This window comes from Psychrobacter sp. G, from assembly GCF_000418305.1.
In the GTDB taxonomy this organism is placed as follows: domain Bacteria; phylum Pseudomonadota; class Gammaproteobacteria; order Pseudomonadales; family Moraxellaceae; genus Psychrobacter; species Psychrobacter cryohalolentis.
Genome location: NC_021661.1, coordinates 1741958 through 1758089 on the forward strand (window position 1 = coordinate 1741958; position 16132 = coordinate 1758089).

12 protein-coding genes and 1 other RNA gene are annotated in these 16132 nt (G+C 41.5%); 5 read left to right on the forward strand and 8 right to left on the reverse strand.

What is annotated here, in order from left to right; genetic code table 11:
- Positions 1 to 17: 17 nt before the first annotated feature.
- The 6 genes from PSYCG_RS07195 to ffs form a co-directional block, all read right to left on the reverse strand.
- The gene (locus PSYCG_RS07195; RefSeq protein WP_020443595.1) at positions 18 to 1850 is read right to left on the reverse strand and encodes an extracellular solute-binding protein; all 1833 of its coding nucleotides are present in this window, start codon (positions 1848 to 1850) and stop codon (positions 18 to 20) included.
- A 247-nt stretch (positions 1851 to 2097) separates the two neighbouring features.
- On the reverse strand, positions 2098 to 3207 hold the full coding sequence (gene serC, locus PSYCG_RS07200; RefSeq protein ID WP_011513765.1) for a 3-phosphoserine/phosphohydroxythreonine transaminase: 1110 nt from the start codon (positions 3205 to 3207) through the stop codon (positions 2098 to 2100).
- A 151-nt stretch (positions 3208 to 3358) separates the two neighbouring features.
- On the reverse strand, positions 3359 to 4219 hold the full coding sequence (locus PSYCG_RS07205) for a hypothetical protein (RefSeq protein WP_020443596.1): 861 nt from the start codon (positions 4217 to 4219) through the stop codon (positions 3359 to 3361).
- Between the two features lie 105 nt (positions 4220 to 4324).
- Positions 4325 to 7264 (reverse strand): M48 family metalloprotease, encoded by a 2940-nt coding sequence (locus tag PSYCG_RS07210; protein ID WP_020443597.1) that lies wholly within the window; start codon positions 7262 to 7264, stop codon positions 4325 to 4327.
- 58 nt (positions 7265 to 7322) lie between these two features.
- Positions 7323 to 7919, reverse strand: coding sequence for a LemA family protein (locus tag PSYCG_RS07215; RefSeq protein ID WP_020443598.1), 597 nt, complete (start codon positions 7917 to 7919; stop codon positions 7323 to 7325).
- Positions 7920 to 8126: 207 nt separating this feature from the next.
- Positions 8127 to 8223, reverse strand: an RNA gene (gene ffs / locus PSYCG_RS13230) — signal recognition particle sRNA small type.
- Positions 8224 to 8467: 244 nt separating this feature from the next.
- Between ffs and PSYCG_RS07220 the strand changes: the two genes are divergently transcribed.
- Complete coding sequence (locus tag PSYCG_RS07220; protein ID WP_020443599.1) at positions 8468 to 9184, forward strand: SIMPL domain-containing protein; 717 nt, start codon at positions 8468 to 8470, stop codon at positions 9182 to 9184.
- A 98-nt stretch (positions 9185 to 9282) separates the two neighbouring features.
- On the opposite strand, the gene PSYCG_RS07225 is transcribed toward PSYCG_RS07220, so the two are convergent.
- Both PSYCG_RS07225 and glnA read right to left on the reverse strand, forming a co-directional pair.
- Complete coding sequence (locus PSYCG_RS07225; RefSeq protein WP_020443600.1) at positions 9283 to 10104, reverse strand: DUF4124 domain-containing protein; 822 nt, start codon at positions 10102 to 10104, stop codon at positions 9283 to 9285.
- 195 nt (positions 10105 to 10299) lie between these two features.
- Complete coding sequence (gene glnA / locus PSYCG_RS07230) at positions 10300 to 11709, reverse strand: type I glutamate--ammonia ligase (protein WP_011513771.1); 1410 nt, start codon at positions 11707 to 11709, stop codon at positions 10300 to 10302.
- A gap of 748 nt (positions 11710 to 12457) precedes the next feature.
- Here glnA and PSYCG_RS07235 point away from each other — a divergent pair.
- The 4 genes from PSYCG_RS07235 (at position 12458) to PSYCG_RS07250 (ending at position 16052) form a co-directional block, all read left to right on the forward strand.
- The gene (locus tag PSYCG_RS07235; protein ID WP_041772261.1) at positions 12458 to 13081 is read left to right on the forward strand and encodes an anthranilate synthase component II; all 624 of its coding nucleotides are present in this window, start codon (positions 12458 to 12460) and stop codon (positions 13079 to 13081) included.
- A 48-nt stretch (positions 13082 to 13129) separates the two neighbouring features.
- Positions 13130 to 14266 carry an anthranilate phosphoribosyltransferase gene (gene trpD / locus PSYCG_RS07240; RefSeq protein WP_020443602.1) on the forward strand — a complete coding sequence of 379 codons (1137 nt, stop codon included), beginning with the start codon at positions 13130 to 13132 and terminating at the stop codon, positions 14264 to 14266.
- A gap of 63 nt (positions 14267 to 14329) precedes the next feature.
- Entirely contained in the window at positions 14330 to 15217 is an 888-nt protein-coding gene (gene trpC, locus PSYCG_RS07245) for an indole-3-glycerol phosphate synthase TrpC (protein WP_020443603.1), read from the forward strand.
- 103 nt (positions 15218 to 15320) lie between these two features.
- Positions 15321 to 16052: a Smr/MutS family protein gene (locus tag PSYCG_RS07250; RefSeq protein WP_020443604.1), complete on the forward strand. Its 732-nt coding sequence runs from the start codon at positions 15321 to 15323 to the stop codon at positions 16050 to 16052.
- Positions 16053 to 16132: the final 80 nt, after the last annotated feature.

Sequence of the window (16132 nt, forward strand, 5' to 3'; positions counted from 1 at the left end):
GTCATTGTCACTGTCACTTACTGTTTTAAATATTGATTAACGCGTGCTTCTGCTTTTTTATCCGTCCACCAGTAATCAATACCGATGGCATTAGATGGCAGCTTTTCAGTATGACGGTATTGATTCCAATACGCGACATTGGTACTAGACTTACCATATAATGGCACCAAATAGTGACCTGCACGCAGCAGGCGATCGAGCACTTGAGTATAGAGTACAATCTCATCACGGTTTTTAGCATTGGCAAGCAACGCTGTCACTGTATCGATAGCAGTATTTTTTATGCCAGCCGTATTATGATTACCAGGCTCATCAGCCGCCGCACTGCCCCAAAATGCCGCTTGCTCAGCACCAGGCGATAAGCTCTGGGCGAATACATCGACTACCATGTCATAATCGAAACGACGCACACGCTCATAATATTGTGCACCATCCACTTGGCGTAGCGTCACATCAAAGCCTAAACGCTTTAGATTACGAATATAAGGCAACAACACTCGACCCATGGTTTCGCCTGTCATTAAAATTTCAATCTGAGCAAGCTTGCCATCCGGCTGATACAGCTTCATATCTTCATAATAAAATCCAGCATCTAGCAACAGCTGCCGCGCTTTTAATAACCCTTCGCGATTAAAGCCACTACCATCACTGGTTGGCAGCTGCCACTCCATTAATACTGCTTTGCGCTGCATTGGTTCAAGTTTAGATAATAATGGAATTAGCACCTGCATCTCTGCATCTGTCGGCGTGCCAGTGGCGGCAAGCTCTGATCCATGAAAAAAGCTTTGCAAACGCTCATACTGCCCATGAAATAAGGTTTTATTCATCCATTCGAAATCATAAGCTGCGGTTAAGGCTTGACGGACACGAATATCTTGAAAGATGGGCCGACGCATATTCATGATAAGTGCTTGCATCGGCACTGGATTTTGACTGCTTATTGATTCTTTACTAATAAGACCTGCTTTTACTGCGGGGAAATTATAACCCGTTGCCCAGTTAGACGCTTTATTCTCTGGGCGAAAACGATATTGACCCGATTTAAAACCTTCAAAAGCAATCTCATCACTCTGATAGTAGACAAACTTAATCATATCAAAATTATAACGACCACGATTGACCATCAAATCACGACCCCAATAATTGGGATCACGCACATAAATGACCGCCCGTCCCGCATCAACACGCCCTAATTTGTAAGGACCGCTACCCATCAATGGCGTTAGGCTAATTTTTTCAAAATCAGCATCGATAGAAGACTTGGCAAAAATAGGAAATTGACCAACCGTTAATAAAATCTCTTTATTTTTATCAGAGGCAAAAACAAATTTTACTTGCTGTTTATTAATAATCTGAATGTCTTTAATATCCCCCAAATAGCTGCGAATATACATCGGCCCTTTGTTCAGTATCGCGTCGTAAGTGGCTTTTACATCATGACTGGTCACCAATGATCCATCCCAAAAGCGTGCGGCAGGATTGATATGATAAATAATCCAGCTGGTATCATCAGGGTCATAAGTGACCTTACTTGCCAGCTGCGGATACATGGTAAAAGCTTCATTTAATGAGCCAGTCATCAAGGTATCATATAGATAGTCGGTGCCAGCCATTGCTACCCCCGTCGTCATCCATTTATTAGCCGCATTAAAAGTACCGCGCGCATCAAGCGACAACGTGCCACCGGTCGGCGCATTTGGATTGGCATACGGCATAAATGGGGCGTCGATATATTCAGTAGGACTATTATGACCAAGCGCAGTAGTAGTGATCGGCACCGCGATACTGGCTGGTATCCAGCTCGCCATGGTCACTAATAGGACAGTTTTTAGCATGGTATTTTTTAGCATAATAAAGTTATAACAAACCCCTGTGCTAGCCCAATGAATATGAAGATAATTGACTAAAGTACTGCCCTATAATTGAAAGCAGTAAGTTCCACAAAATTTTATCATAACAAACTTAGATTTTTTAACCTAATGGTTTGCAGCGTGAAAGTGACTCTATGACACATTATTCACCAATAATAAGCATCAATGCTCATAAAAAAAGACGCAACTCATAAAAGTGCGTCTTTTTTCCAAAAACTGTACTGACTTAAGCGTGCTTCTTTTCAAACGCAATCATAAAGTCGACCAATTGCTGCACCCAGTCTAGCGACACCGCATTGTAGATGCTAGCACGCATACCACCAACATCGCGGTGACCTTTTAGATGCAGTAAACCTGCGGCTTCTGACTCTTCTAAAAATACTTTATCAAGACTGCTATCAGCCAACGTAAACGGGACGTTCATGATAGAACGATACTTAGTGTCGACTGGATTGCTATAAAAGCGGCTATCATCAATCGTTTTATAGAGCAAATCCGCTTTTTGTTGATTAATTTTGCCGATAGCAGCAACGCCGCCTTGCTCTTCTAACCAATCAAAGACTAGACCTGCCAAGTACCAAGAGTACGTCGCTGGCGTGTTTGACATAGATTCTTTTTCGGCTTGGTGTTCATAGTTCATGAGTAGCGGGCACCACTCACTTGCCTGCCCTAATAAGTCTTCGCGAATGATGACAATAATTAGCCCAGCTGGACCAATATTCTTTTGCGCACCAGCATAAATCATCCCAAATTTAGACACATCAATCGGTTGTGACAAGATGCAAGATGACATATCAACGATAATAGGCGCATCAACTTTCGGTGGCTCAAATACTTGCAAACCATGAATGGTCTCATTGGCACAGTAGTGGAAATACGCCGCATCTTCGCTCAGGTTCCAGTCACTTTGGTCTGGCACGTCCGTAAAGTTACTGTCTTTGCCTGTTGCCACCAGATTAACCTCACCAAGGCCTAAATTAGCATAACGCTGCGCTTCTTTAATGGCTTTTCCTGACCAAGCACCAGTAGTGAGGTAGTCACCGCGTCCACCATTTAACAGATTTAATGGAATGGCTGAAAACTGTAAGCTGGCGCCACCTTGCAAAAACAGCACTTTATAATTGTCTGGAATATCCATCAATGAGCGCAGTTTGGCTTCAGCTTTTTCAGTAATCGCGATGTACTCTTTACTACGATGGCTGATTTCCATCACCGATACGCCGCGTCCTTGCCAGTCTAGCAACTCTTCTTGAGCACGTGATAATACGGCGGTCGGTATAGTAGCAGGTCCTGCTGAAAAATTAGGTACACGGTTAGGAGCGGCTTTGGTAGTCATAATCATTATCCTAAATATGATAAAATCATCGTTGTTAGTTGGGTTTTAAAAATTATGGGATTTAAAAGTTAACCATTGAAATACTTTTTACGTTTTTATTTTATTGGCTAACGACTATGTTGCTGATAAAAAATAATCAAAACTTTCACTGTTAATCAGCCGAACCAGAAATCATCTCCCAAAGCGTGCGCTTTAAGCGACTATCAGTAAGCATTTCATCTAACGTTGGTGCAGCAGTCAAATCGGGATGCTCAAGCCCTTCAGGTAACGCAGTCAACGCCAACACCTTTATTTCTTCTTCGCAGCGTCCAATTTTAAAGACGTGTCCAGCAAAACTGGCATTGGCAAGCTCAGCCGTATCCATGCCCTCACAGATAGGGAATGATGTTGTCTCACAAGAGATTGATAGCGCTTGTGTGATATTTTGCCACAGTTTTTGGCTGTCATTATTAAGCGCTTGAATATCAGCAATAATTACCCAATCGCCATAACGACCACCTTGTAAGTCGAACGGTGCTACCTTAAGGGTATGGTCATAATGACTGTCATTAGAAAATACCTGCTCATCAAACAGGGCAACGTCTTGTTGAACGACCGTATCTATCTTAGAACCAACTGCGATATCAGGGCTGACTGCATCAAAACTATAGGTAACTGGGCTTTGTTTGTTAAAGATATGCGCGCTTATATCTTGGAGGTCGTCAGTTCCCGCTTCATTATATGGATAAGCAGAGACATCATGGTCAGCACTGCTATCTAATATTTTAACGTTTTCTTCATCTGGATTTACGATGCTGACAACTGGCTGTTCATTATTTGGCCGTGTCTTGACGTTGCTAGTAGTAGAATCAGACTGAGTCATACTGGGCATGACAGTAGATGCTGCTATCTCACTAATATTAAGAGTTTCTGAGCTTGGCTGCACCCACTGATTGATACCCATCATCGCTAAAATCTGACGCTGCTGTACACGGTGCTGTAATACCAGCTGCGGGTCTTGGATATCACTCATGCGACTCTACTATCCTACTTATATAAAATGGGTTTACAGGCTTCTACTGTCAAAAACGATGCTAACCATTACTTGACGCATTAACTATAAAATCGTCTAATCTACCTAAAAAAGCTGTCTAACACCAAGCCAGTGCTCTGCCAGTATCGTTAAGCAATCATATTCATCTTGGCTGACTATCGTATCGTGTAACATTACTGTATGCAATGTACTTAGCCATTGACGATAATGGCTAAGTACATATAGATTATCAGTAATGACATCATCAATATGGCTGTTTTTTATAGCGCTATTATACTCTATTTGACCATCACTCTGCTGCCTGTCTTGATAATTATCACCAGCCTCTTCACTGTCTATGCTTGATGATATAAAAACAGGCACTGCTTCTATCAATGCCAATAATTGCACACTATTTAAATTTTGTGCAGTCAATAGTAGCCATTGCAAATTTGCATCGCTCACTGCTGTTAAATCCATATCAATCAGGCGTGCATGACGGCGTACATATACAACATAATTGGACACATTAAAACTTCTATCCCTCAGAGCTGATGCTACCTGACCTTTGACATCTTTAGATAAGCGATAAGCCAATAAAGTCAGCATCGTTTTCTCAGGAATATCAAGACCTTCAAAAACCTGACCTGATGGATCAAGCTGGGCATAAATATTATCTAAACCAGCTCGTAACTCCAGTTGCCATGATTCATTAGCATTTGCTAACTTATGGTTTAAAACACCAGCCAGTATAGGCAGTAGTTGCTGTAAGTGCAGCGCCTGCCATAATGACAAAATTGATGGTGACCGAGAGATTGTATTCTCTGAGCGCGTGAATACTGGTTTAGGCTCACCCATGTAAACGTCATCATTGGCTATTTCATCAGCAAAATTTCTGCTCAAATCGAAGGTTAACTGACTTTTAAACAGCTCAATGATGCCGTGCTGATAGCGCATCAGCATGGTACGAGATTTTTTTTGCTGTTTATAATATAGATGGCTTTGGTGGCTATGGCTACTTTCACTTTTTAGGCGTAAATGATTTATCGCGCTTTCGGATAAATCATGCTGGGATAGTTGCTTTATAGCAAATATTATTAAAGCACTATCTAACCGCCGATCAATACCAGCAACTACCTCTAGTAACTGCTGGTCTATGGTATGCGGCAATATTTTCTGATCACTCATTGTATCAATTCGAGGTGTTACATTAGACGTAGACCTAGTGCTACTATCGGTCGTAGTCACTACCCTATCTTTAGGAATACCACTCCAGATATCTGATAAATCATAAGTGGCAATAGTAGACAATATGCAACCTTGATGGCATAACATCACCGCCTCAATCAAAGCCTGCGCACCCCGCGGATGGTAACTGTGATTAAGCACATATTGTGGCAATGACACCTTGTTTATATCAGCAGTACTGATTAAATTTTTTGCCAGCAGGTCGCTATCATGCTTTGCTTGCCATGGCCTTATCAGCTGACGTTTATCAATCGACTTTGCTTTTATTTGTAAACGCCCATCAACTATCACATCCTTCTCTACAGCGAACTCAAGACCTGAGTCCGTGTCTAACTCACTACTTATCTCTGTATCATTGTTCTTATAAATACTAGGTGATGACTGAAATTGAAGTATGATTTTTTCTGGCGATTCTTTACTTAGGCTATTATTTTTTCTTTTTAGGCTATTTGCTGTTATTACTCCCCAATCACCCAGCCGGCGCTGCTCATAAAATTCTTGTACTTTCTTCTGATTAATACGTTTTTCTTTGGCAACTTGTATGGCAAAGTCGTGATAAGTATTGGCATTAATGGCGCTCATACGCTCACTCAAACTTGGATGAGTGGCAAACCATGAAACATCACCTAGGTCGGCGCCGCTACTGGCAAAGAAAAAATGACTCAGTCCATTAATATCGGCGATACCTGTCAAGCGCGAACCCAAAGAATCTTGATGAATGGCTTGCAAGGTTTCCATAATTGCTGGCGAGCGTGTGAGCTGTATACTGGTCGCATCGGCTAGCAATTCACGCTCGCGGTTAAAGCTGTGCTTGATTAGTTGAGCACTTGCCATGCTAGAGAAGCTCAACCCATGTATTAGTAATGTCCAGATATTACGCGTTGCTTGTCGATCTATTACAGGTCTATTTTGCAACCATTTCGACTGACGCTTGGCTGAGGACTGCTGTTGTTGTGATTGCTGCTGCCAGTAAGTGACCCACTCACTATGAGTGGTAAAACGGGCGGTTTGCGCCTCTGTACTGCGTGCAAAATGATCAACTTGTCTCTGTGATAGAGACTGATGGGAAGTGATATCAGTATCAAGCGAACGATGATTGGAAATTGGATCACTCCAGTCATAGAGTAATTGCAAGCCTGCCAGCACAACCATTAGTTGTAGATTAAACTTGGGATCACCATGTAAGAGATGACCATATTCGTGCCCTATCAGACCATACAACGCCTCATCAGACAACTTATCTAGCGCACCTTGAGTGACGACCAGCACCATATCTTGACTATGACGACCAGCGACGAATCCATTGATGCCTTGCTCGTTAGGCAACACATATAATATTGGCATACTAAAACCTGAAGCAATCGCTAGCTGCTGGGCAATCTCATAATAGCGACGATAAACAGGCGGGAAATCACGCTCATCACGTACCGCAATTTGGCGTGCACTGAAGCGAACCTTTGGTGCAGGCTCATGCTGATGGGCAATCCCTTGACTATGCTCCCACGCATCTTGGCTGTGGTCGATAAATAGGCGAACCCCGCCCACACGCTGAGCAATAGCGCGACCACCCGCTTCTAAACGTCTGTACTCTAAAAAACTGCCAATGACAAAGCTACCGATTATCCAGACCACAACCAGTATCAACACCCAATGGTAAATGACACCAGTAAATATCGTCAGCAGCAGCGCCATGATACCCAGCGCTACTGCCAGATGTGCAAAGACAATGAGAAAAAATAGCCCATAGAGCAACAGACTTCGCTGAGTACGGGTACGCTGTTCACCAAAAAAATCCATCTAGTTGCCTGACTTAAAAATAGCTAAACGCATTTAAGCATACGAACGTAATGAAACATCAGCCTATATTGACGACAGGTGCTTGTGCAATCGCTTTTCTATCTTCAAAGACCAATGGACTGAGAGGACGAAAACCAAAAGTCGTGCTAATCAGATTATTGGGAAATACCTCGCGGTCATTGTTGTAGAACATTACGCTGTCATTATAGTGCTGACGGGCAAAGCCAATGCGGTTCTCAGTATTGGTCAGCTCATCCATTAACTCTTTAATCATGCTGTCTGCTTTTAGCTCAGGGTACGCTTCCACAACCGCTGAGAACTGTCCTAATGCTTTGGACAACATACTCTCAGCCTTGGCAAATAGCGCCATGTGTTCAAGCGAGTCTGGCTGATGCTTGCTAGAATCCTGCAGACTCTGAGCATGGTTGCGCGCACTAATAACGCGTATCAGCGTCTCTTCCTCGTGAGACAAGTAACGTCTTGTAGTTTCAACTAGGTTTGGAATCAAATCATGACGACGTTTTAGCTGTACATCTATCTGCGCGAAACCATTTTTTGCTTGATTACGGGAGCGTACCAACTTATTGAATATTGATGTACCAAAAATCATTACTAATACAACCACTACAATGAATGACCAAACAAACACTTTCATCGTCAGACTCCAATACGCTTTGTATTAATCTTATTGTTAATAAAAGTTACTGTATTGTATTTTAACTTATATAGTTTACTAAAAGTTCAAAATAAGATAAAAGACAGGCGAAAAAAAAGCCCTTTATAATGAAGGGCTTATTATCATGATTCAATATTTGGGCTTATTTATATATTTTATTATCAAATTTTGGGCAAAAAAAAGCGACCCCAAAAGCACATCCTCGGCACACATTATAACTATTACCGTTGCTACCTTCCGGTCCTGGCGGGATTCATAGAACAATGTTGCGAGGCTACCAATGGGGCCACCAGCTGCAGATTATACAAGAATTTTTTATTATTACAACCCCAATCGTAAAACTGTTCGCTTTTTATACTACATGCGCCTGTAACTTAAGTGACAAAATTCTCACAGCGATACTTTTAAATTTTGCTATTTTAGCTAAGAAGCTTAAATGCTATAAAAAATGCCAAATAAATAAAATGCATTTTTATGGCCTTCAAATTAACTTCTTCAAACACAATTACGTCATTCAGGAGATTATGATGAAAAACATATTAACTAGTAAAGCTGCTCTCAGCACTGGTACAGCACTTTTATTAACAGCGATGATGGGAAGCGCTCATGCAGCACCAACTGGCTACGACCAACTTACTTTTCAGGCAGAAGTAAAAGAAGAGATTCAAAACGATGAGGTCACTGCCAGCTTATATAAAAAAGCACAGGCAACCGATGCAAAAGCATTAGCAACCACATTAAACACTTCGATTAATAATGCTTTGAAAATCGCTAAACGCTACCCGACTGTCACCGTCAGTACAGGGCAACAGCGTACCTACCCACGCTACGATAAAAGCAATAAAATCATTGGCTGGACAGGACAGGCAAATATTGATCTAAAAAGTACGGATTTTACCGCAACTAGCCAGCTGATTGCTGATTTACAAGAAACCTTAGTGATGGAAAATCTTAGCTTTGGTGTTTCAGATATCAAAAAGAATGCATTAGAGCAAAAGCTAATGACTGAGGCTTCACGCGCCTTTCAGCAGCAAGCTAAAAATATGACCCGTGTTTGGGATGCACGTGGCTATCGTGTCGTCAATGTCAATCTAAACACTGGTAGCAATTATCCGCGCCCGATGTATAATGCAATGAGTATGAAAGCTGAGAGTGCTGATGCGTCGGTACCAAGCCAAAACTTTGAATCTGGTAACAGCACCATCTCAGTCACTGCCAATGGTACGATTGAGTTGACTAAATAAAATACCGTCAAAGTTATATGAAAAGATGAGTATGAATAAAGGCAATCGCTGATATCAGTGATTGCCTTTATTTTTTAGATAACATTATTCATCATAGGCTACTTTATAGCTGGTTGCTCAAGAGTCATAGGTGTGTCTACTTGTGGTTTATTAAAGGTTTGCATATTAGGCTGTTTGCCATCTTGGCGCAGTTTTAACAGTACCTTTTGATGCCAAGGCAAGCGCTGATAAGCCAAAAGCTGCTCAGCAATTTTTTTATTATTTTGCAATGTCTGCGTATTTTGAATCACATATACAGTTCTTGAGACTTGCTTTAACGTCTGCCCTTTCGCGTTTTTAATCACAGCATGAATAACATGAGAGCCCGGTAGGATATCAACCGTAGAAATTGAAGCACTTAAACCTTGGGCCACCTCATTACCATCAAGCGTAATACTCACACTATCTCCTACTTGTAGTGCAGGTTTAATTTGTAGAGTGACCACGATACTTTGCGCCGGACGACGATAGGCGCGCTCTTCGCTAGGCTCAATCATCGTTAATTGATAACTGACGCGTGGTGCTTGAATTGCGCTTGAAGCACTTGCCATCGCTGGCGGTGTTGCATTGCTAGTGACCATTGGCTTAGCAGGTGCAATAGGATTACTATCTACTGCGGTGCTGTTATTAGTAGCATTATTAGACGTAGAGTGAGTGTCCGTTATCACAGAAGTTTCACTAATTTTCTTGCCCGGTTTATTTTCGTAGTTCTGCGGGCGATCGGTAAAGGTGACTTGACCCGTTTTTTCATCAATGATTTTATAAATAGCAGCGGCATTTGCAACAGGCATCCAAAGACTAGCCGTGCTAACCATAAAACCCGTCAGCAGGCTTAAAGTCACACTTTTATTCAAAAGATTACTTTTTGATAATAGAGTCATAGTCAGTCAGCCTAATTGATACTTATTATTAATATACAGATGAAACTATTATGCGTTACTTTTCATATTAAAGCAGTATCGTCTGCACAGAAATTTTGTCAGCTCAGTCAACACACATATTCAAGAGCAAAAAAAACCAGCTAAGATCTACTTAACTGGTTTTTTATTAAAATCATTGAGCGTATCAGCTATAAATTAGCAGCTGTAATACAAGTCAAACTCAACTGGATGAACAGTAATGTTGACGCGCTGTGCTTCTTCTTGCTTTAGAGCAATATAAGCCTCTAACATCTCTTTAGTGAATACATCGCCTTTTAATAAGAACTCATGATCATCTTTTAGTGCTTGTAGCGCCACTTCTAAGTTTTCAGCGACTGTTGGAATCAATGCTTCTTCTTCTGGTGGCAAATCATATAAATTTTTATCAGCCGCTTCACCTGGATGCATTTTGTTTTGAATACCGTCAATACCAGCCATCAACAACGCCGCAAACGCTAGGTATGGGTTGGCTGCTGGATCAGGGAAACGTGCTTCAACACGCACTGCTTTTGGGCTACTAACGTGCGGAATACGGATAGACGCTGAACGATTAGATGCTGAGTACGCAAGCTTGATAGGCGCTTCATAATGTGGCACAAGGCGCTTATAGCTGTTGGTCGATGGATTGGTAATCGCATTAAGTGCACGAGCATGTTTAATGATACCACCGACAAAATACAATGCCGTTTCAGACAAGCCCGCATATTCATCACCAGAGAAAGTATTGACACCATCTTTTGAGATTGAGATATGGACGTGCATACCAGAGCCATTGTCACCAACGATAGGCTTTGGCATAAAGGTTGCGGTTTTTCCAAACTGATGAGCAACATTATGTACGGCATATTTGAGTTTTTGCACTTCATCTGCTTTGCGTACTAGGGTGTTAAAAGCAACGCCAATCTCTAACTGACAAGGCGCAACTTCATGGTGATGGACTTCGATACAACCTTCACCAATCATATCTTCAATACGATCGCACATGACGGTACGCATATCTTGTGCGCTATCAACCGGTGGCACTGGTACATAACCGCCTTTGACACGTGGGCGATGACCCATGTTGCCCCACTCGTAGTCTTTGTTAGTTGACCAAGCGGCTTCTTCAGCGACGATTTCATGACTGACACCAGACATGCCCACAGACCATTTTACTTCATCAAACACAAAGAATTCAGGCTCAGGACCAAAATAGGCAGTGTCACCAATACCGGTAGATTTTAAATACTCTTCAGCACGGCGTGCAATAGAACGTGGATCACGGTCATAACCTTGTAGGGTTGATGGCTCAATGATGTCACAAGTCACAACAACCGTAACCGCATCAAAGAATGGGTCAATAAACGCCGTATCAGGATCAGGACGCAATATCATGTCTGATGCTTCAATCCCTTTCCAACCAGCAATCGATGAGCCATCAAACATTTTGCCATCTTCCATCGATTCTTCATCAACGCTATGAGCTGGAAAGCTCATATGATGCTCTTTACCGCGGGTATCAGTGAAGCGGAAATCAACCCATTTAGCGTTGGATGATTTGATCAGATCAAGTAGTTTATTTGACATAGATAGTTTCCCTAGTGATTATCATGGTACTGAAATTATGGTAATGGCTTTGTATTACTAAACAGTGCTGAGGTTGAAGATAACGGTTTTTACTCGTTATTCATACTAATAGCCAGTATCTGTCTTTATTATTAATGACACATTTTTATCAATCAGACAAATGCAATTGCTATATTAGCAATATCTCGCTAATAATGTTGCACTCTTAAGACGCCGATTGATAAATAGTTTGTGCTGCAAGGCAATACAAGATACTTGTATGCTAGGAAGATGCAACAGCCATGCCAACCTAGCTAGTTTCAGCACTCTATATCATCAGATTTTTAATTTATTACTAACAAATACAGTTAGTTAAATAAAATACAGTCTAATCTTTCAGAAAAAATATTGTCTCACATTTGCTTCTAACAATGAATATTGGTGATTCAATATCATAATATTAGCATCATAATAGTGCATAGATAAGAATATATTTAGTGCATTTGCACCATAGTAGAACATTTACAAATATTTTTTGAAAATATACTTTTTTAACAGCGGTAATGGTGCCAAGTTGCCGTTCCATTAACGATTAAACATCCTTTTATCTATCGACATTCAATCTATAGAATCATCACATTTGATAGACGACAAAATAATGTTAATATAATGATGCCATAAAATCTTTAACATTAAGTGACATAGCAAACTGCCATACAAATTTATTAATTAACACCAACAGTAAACATCTCCATAAGTTGAAGCCCTCATGATTCTAATGATCGATAACTACGACAGCTTTACATATAATATTGTACAGTACTTCGGTGAATTGCAGCAGGACATCACCGTTTGTCGTAATGATGAGATTAGCATTGAGCAAATAAAAGCGCTTGCGCCTGACGCCATCGTTATCGGTCCTGGACCTTGTACCCCTAATAGTGCTGGTATCTCACTTGAATTGATTGATACTTTCAAAGGCATGATACCAATACTGGGTATCTGCTTGGGTCACCAAGCTATTGGACAGGCGTTTGGCGGTAACATAATCAAAGCAAGCGAAGTGATGCACGGACGCTTATCCGCTATTTACCATAATGGACAGGGTGTGTTTATGGATTTACCCAATCCTGCACAGTTTACCCGCTATCATTCACTGGTTATTGATAAATCAAGCTTACCTGATGGCTTTGAGGTCACTGCTTGGACACAACATATCGATGGCAGTATAGAAGAAATCATGGGTATTCGTCACCGTGACTTTGCCATTGAAGGAGTACAGTTTCATCCTGAATCTATTTTAAGCGAGGCCGGCTATCAGTTGCTTAATAACTTTCTACGAGCGCATCATTTGGCTGTTATAGACACCGATAACTTGCCACAGGTGGGCTAGCCGCTAGAAATTATCTAAAAATTTAAAATAATAATAAGTGAGAATATAATGACCACTGCTCCTTTGCAGAATGTGCTTTCAAACGTAACCCGTACGCCAGAAGATATCCATCAGCTGTCAGATGACAGTATCCATGAGCTACTAACCACCGCATTAGGTAGGATTTTTCAACACATTGATCTGACCTTTGATGAGATGTATCAAGTGATGCTAATCATCATGCAAGGCAGATGTAGTGATGCCATGATGGGTGCTATTTTGACCGGTCTGCGTATGAAAGGCGAATCAATCGATGAGATTACTGCCTCAGCAAGTGCTATGCGTGCATTAGCGTCAAATATCGCCCCAAAAGACTGTGACTATATGGTCGATATCGTTGGTACAGGTGGTGATGGTGCCAACTTATTTAATGTCTCTACAGCGGCAGCGTTGGTAGCAGCAGCAGCAGGTGCACAAGTTGCCAAACATGGTAACCGCGGTGTTTCAAGCAAATCTGGTAGCTCGGACTTGCTTGAGCAAGCTGGTATCAGTCTATCGCTGACGCCTGAGCAAGCTCAATCCTGTATCGAAGACCAAGGTATTGGCTTTTTATTTGCGCCAAACCACCATAGCGCCATGCGTTATGCCAATCCAGTACGCCGTGAGCTAAAATCTAGAACGATTTTTAATATTTTAGGTCCACTCACCAACCCTGCTGGTACGCCCAATCTGGTGATTGGCGTTTTTACCGCGCAATTATGTGAACCTTTAGCAAAGGTCATGAAAAATCTAGGCGCGCGCCATGTGATGGTCGTCGGTGCAAAAGATGGTTTGGATGAAATAAGTCTCGCAACCTCGACTACGGTGGCTGAATTAAAAGATGGTGAAATTTCTGTCTATGATATGATGCCAGAGGATGCAGGTATTGATTCACAAACCTTGATTGGGCTTGATGTTGACTCACCAGCGCAAAGCCTTGAGCTAATACGTGCCGCTTTGTCAGGCACAGAGACACATGAACGATCAGTGCTTAAAGCGCGCGATATGATTGCGTTAAATGCAGGCGCAGCGATATATACTGCAGGACTTGCAAGCAACTATCCAAACGGTGTGAGCCGAGCACAAAAAATTATCCAAAATGGCGAGGCTTTAGTGAAGCTTGAGTCTTTGGCGCAATATACGCAGCAATTGGCAGCCAATGCTTAACTTATAAGTACATAAACCTAGCCATCATAGACTATTTATCTTTAACCATATTTGGATACCGCCATGACTACTAACAAAACAGTTGGCTCACATATTCCTTCAGTATTACAACGTATCGTTGCTACCAAACACGATGAAGTTGCTGCTGCTCGTAATCTGTTATCACTTGAAGACTTACAAGCGAAAGTCGCGGCAGATAAACAACCTCGTCGCGGTTTTGCCAGTGCCTTGCGCGCCGCTGATATCGGTATTATTGCTGAGATAAAAAAAGCCTCGCCTTCTAAAGGTATTATCAATCACAACTTTGCGCCAGCTTTATTTGCTAAGCAGTATGAGCAATCAGGCGCAAGCTGTCTGTCTGTATTGACAGATCGCGATTACTTCCAAGGTGATGATAGCTACTTGGTCCAAGCACGTGAAGCTTGTGATCTGCCGATATTACGTAAAGATTTTATGATTGATCTCTATCAGATTTATCAATCATATTTACTTGGTGCAGATTGTATATTACTGATTATGGCATGCCTTGATGACGCACAGGCGAAAGAGCTACATGCGCTAAGCATCGATCTTGGTATGGATGTGTTGATAGAAGTGCATACGGCAGAAGAGCTTGAACGTGCGCTACAACTGCCACATTCAGAGCACAATATCTACGGTATCAATAACCGTGACTTAAACACCTTTGATGTGGATTTGCAGACGACACTTGATTTAAAGAACGCCCTATTACGCGAGCTTGCTATTGATGATGCATTTTCTGCTAATCCCAATGATAGCTTGCTACGACCGCTCATCGTAACCGAAAGTGGCATTCACAGCAGTAACGATATCCGCATGATGCTAAGCCATAATATTCAGCACTTTTTAATCGGGGAACAATTTATGAAAACCGATCATCCTGGACAAGCATTACAATCCTTACTTGCGAGCGTCGCAGCACAGGCGTAAAGTAAGTGAGATAGTTTAGATAAAGCCAATATGAAAATAGTCATTATCTTTATTACTTACTCAATTAATCATTTATTCACTAACCAACGATACATTAATTATTATGTCAAACTCTCTATTTTCAAAAGAAATGCAAGACCAACTTAAAGAGCTTAAAGGTCAATTGAGTAAAGGTCATGATACCGTGTCACCTGATGGCGACGACGGTAAGCCCACTGAGCCTGTCTCGCTATTGACTCAAAAGCAAGTTAAAAAAACCGTCAAACAGATGGATAGCGAACATATTGATGATGATAAAGTCTTGTTCATGCAAGCAATGAATGGTGTCAATCAACTCGACGATAAAAACGTACGTTCACCTGCCAATGCAGCAAAAGCCAAAAAGCCTGATGCAGCGACACTGTCTAAACGTGCAGCCGCTCAAGGTGGCGAAGCAAGCGACTTGGGCGCTGGTTTATCAGATATGCAGGCTTTATTGAACCCTGTTGCTGGTGAAGCCTATTTATCTTATAAAAACCCTACCTTACAAAACAAAATTTTTACCCAGCTAAAACAAGGTAAATTACGTTGGTATGATGCTGTAGATATTCATGGCTGCACTATTGAAGAAGCACGTGTAGCGATGACTCAATTACTCAGCCAAGCAAAGCAAAACAATGAAACATCGGTAAAAATCGTCCATGGTAAAGGTAGTGAAGCGATTCTAAAAACTTGCGTCAACGGTTGGTTACGTCAATTACCAGAAGTGTTGGCATTTTGCTCAGCCCCGCCAAAAGATGGTGGCAATGGCGCTGTATTGGTATTATTAAAAAAGAATAAACCTGATAGCGAATAAGCTCTTTGGTTTAGGAACAAAAAAGGACTGCAAATAAGCAGTCTTTTTTTATAGCTGTATTTAACCTATATTCAGTAGGT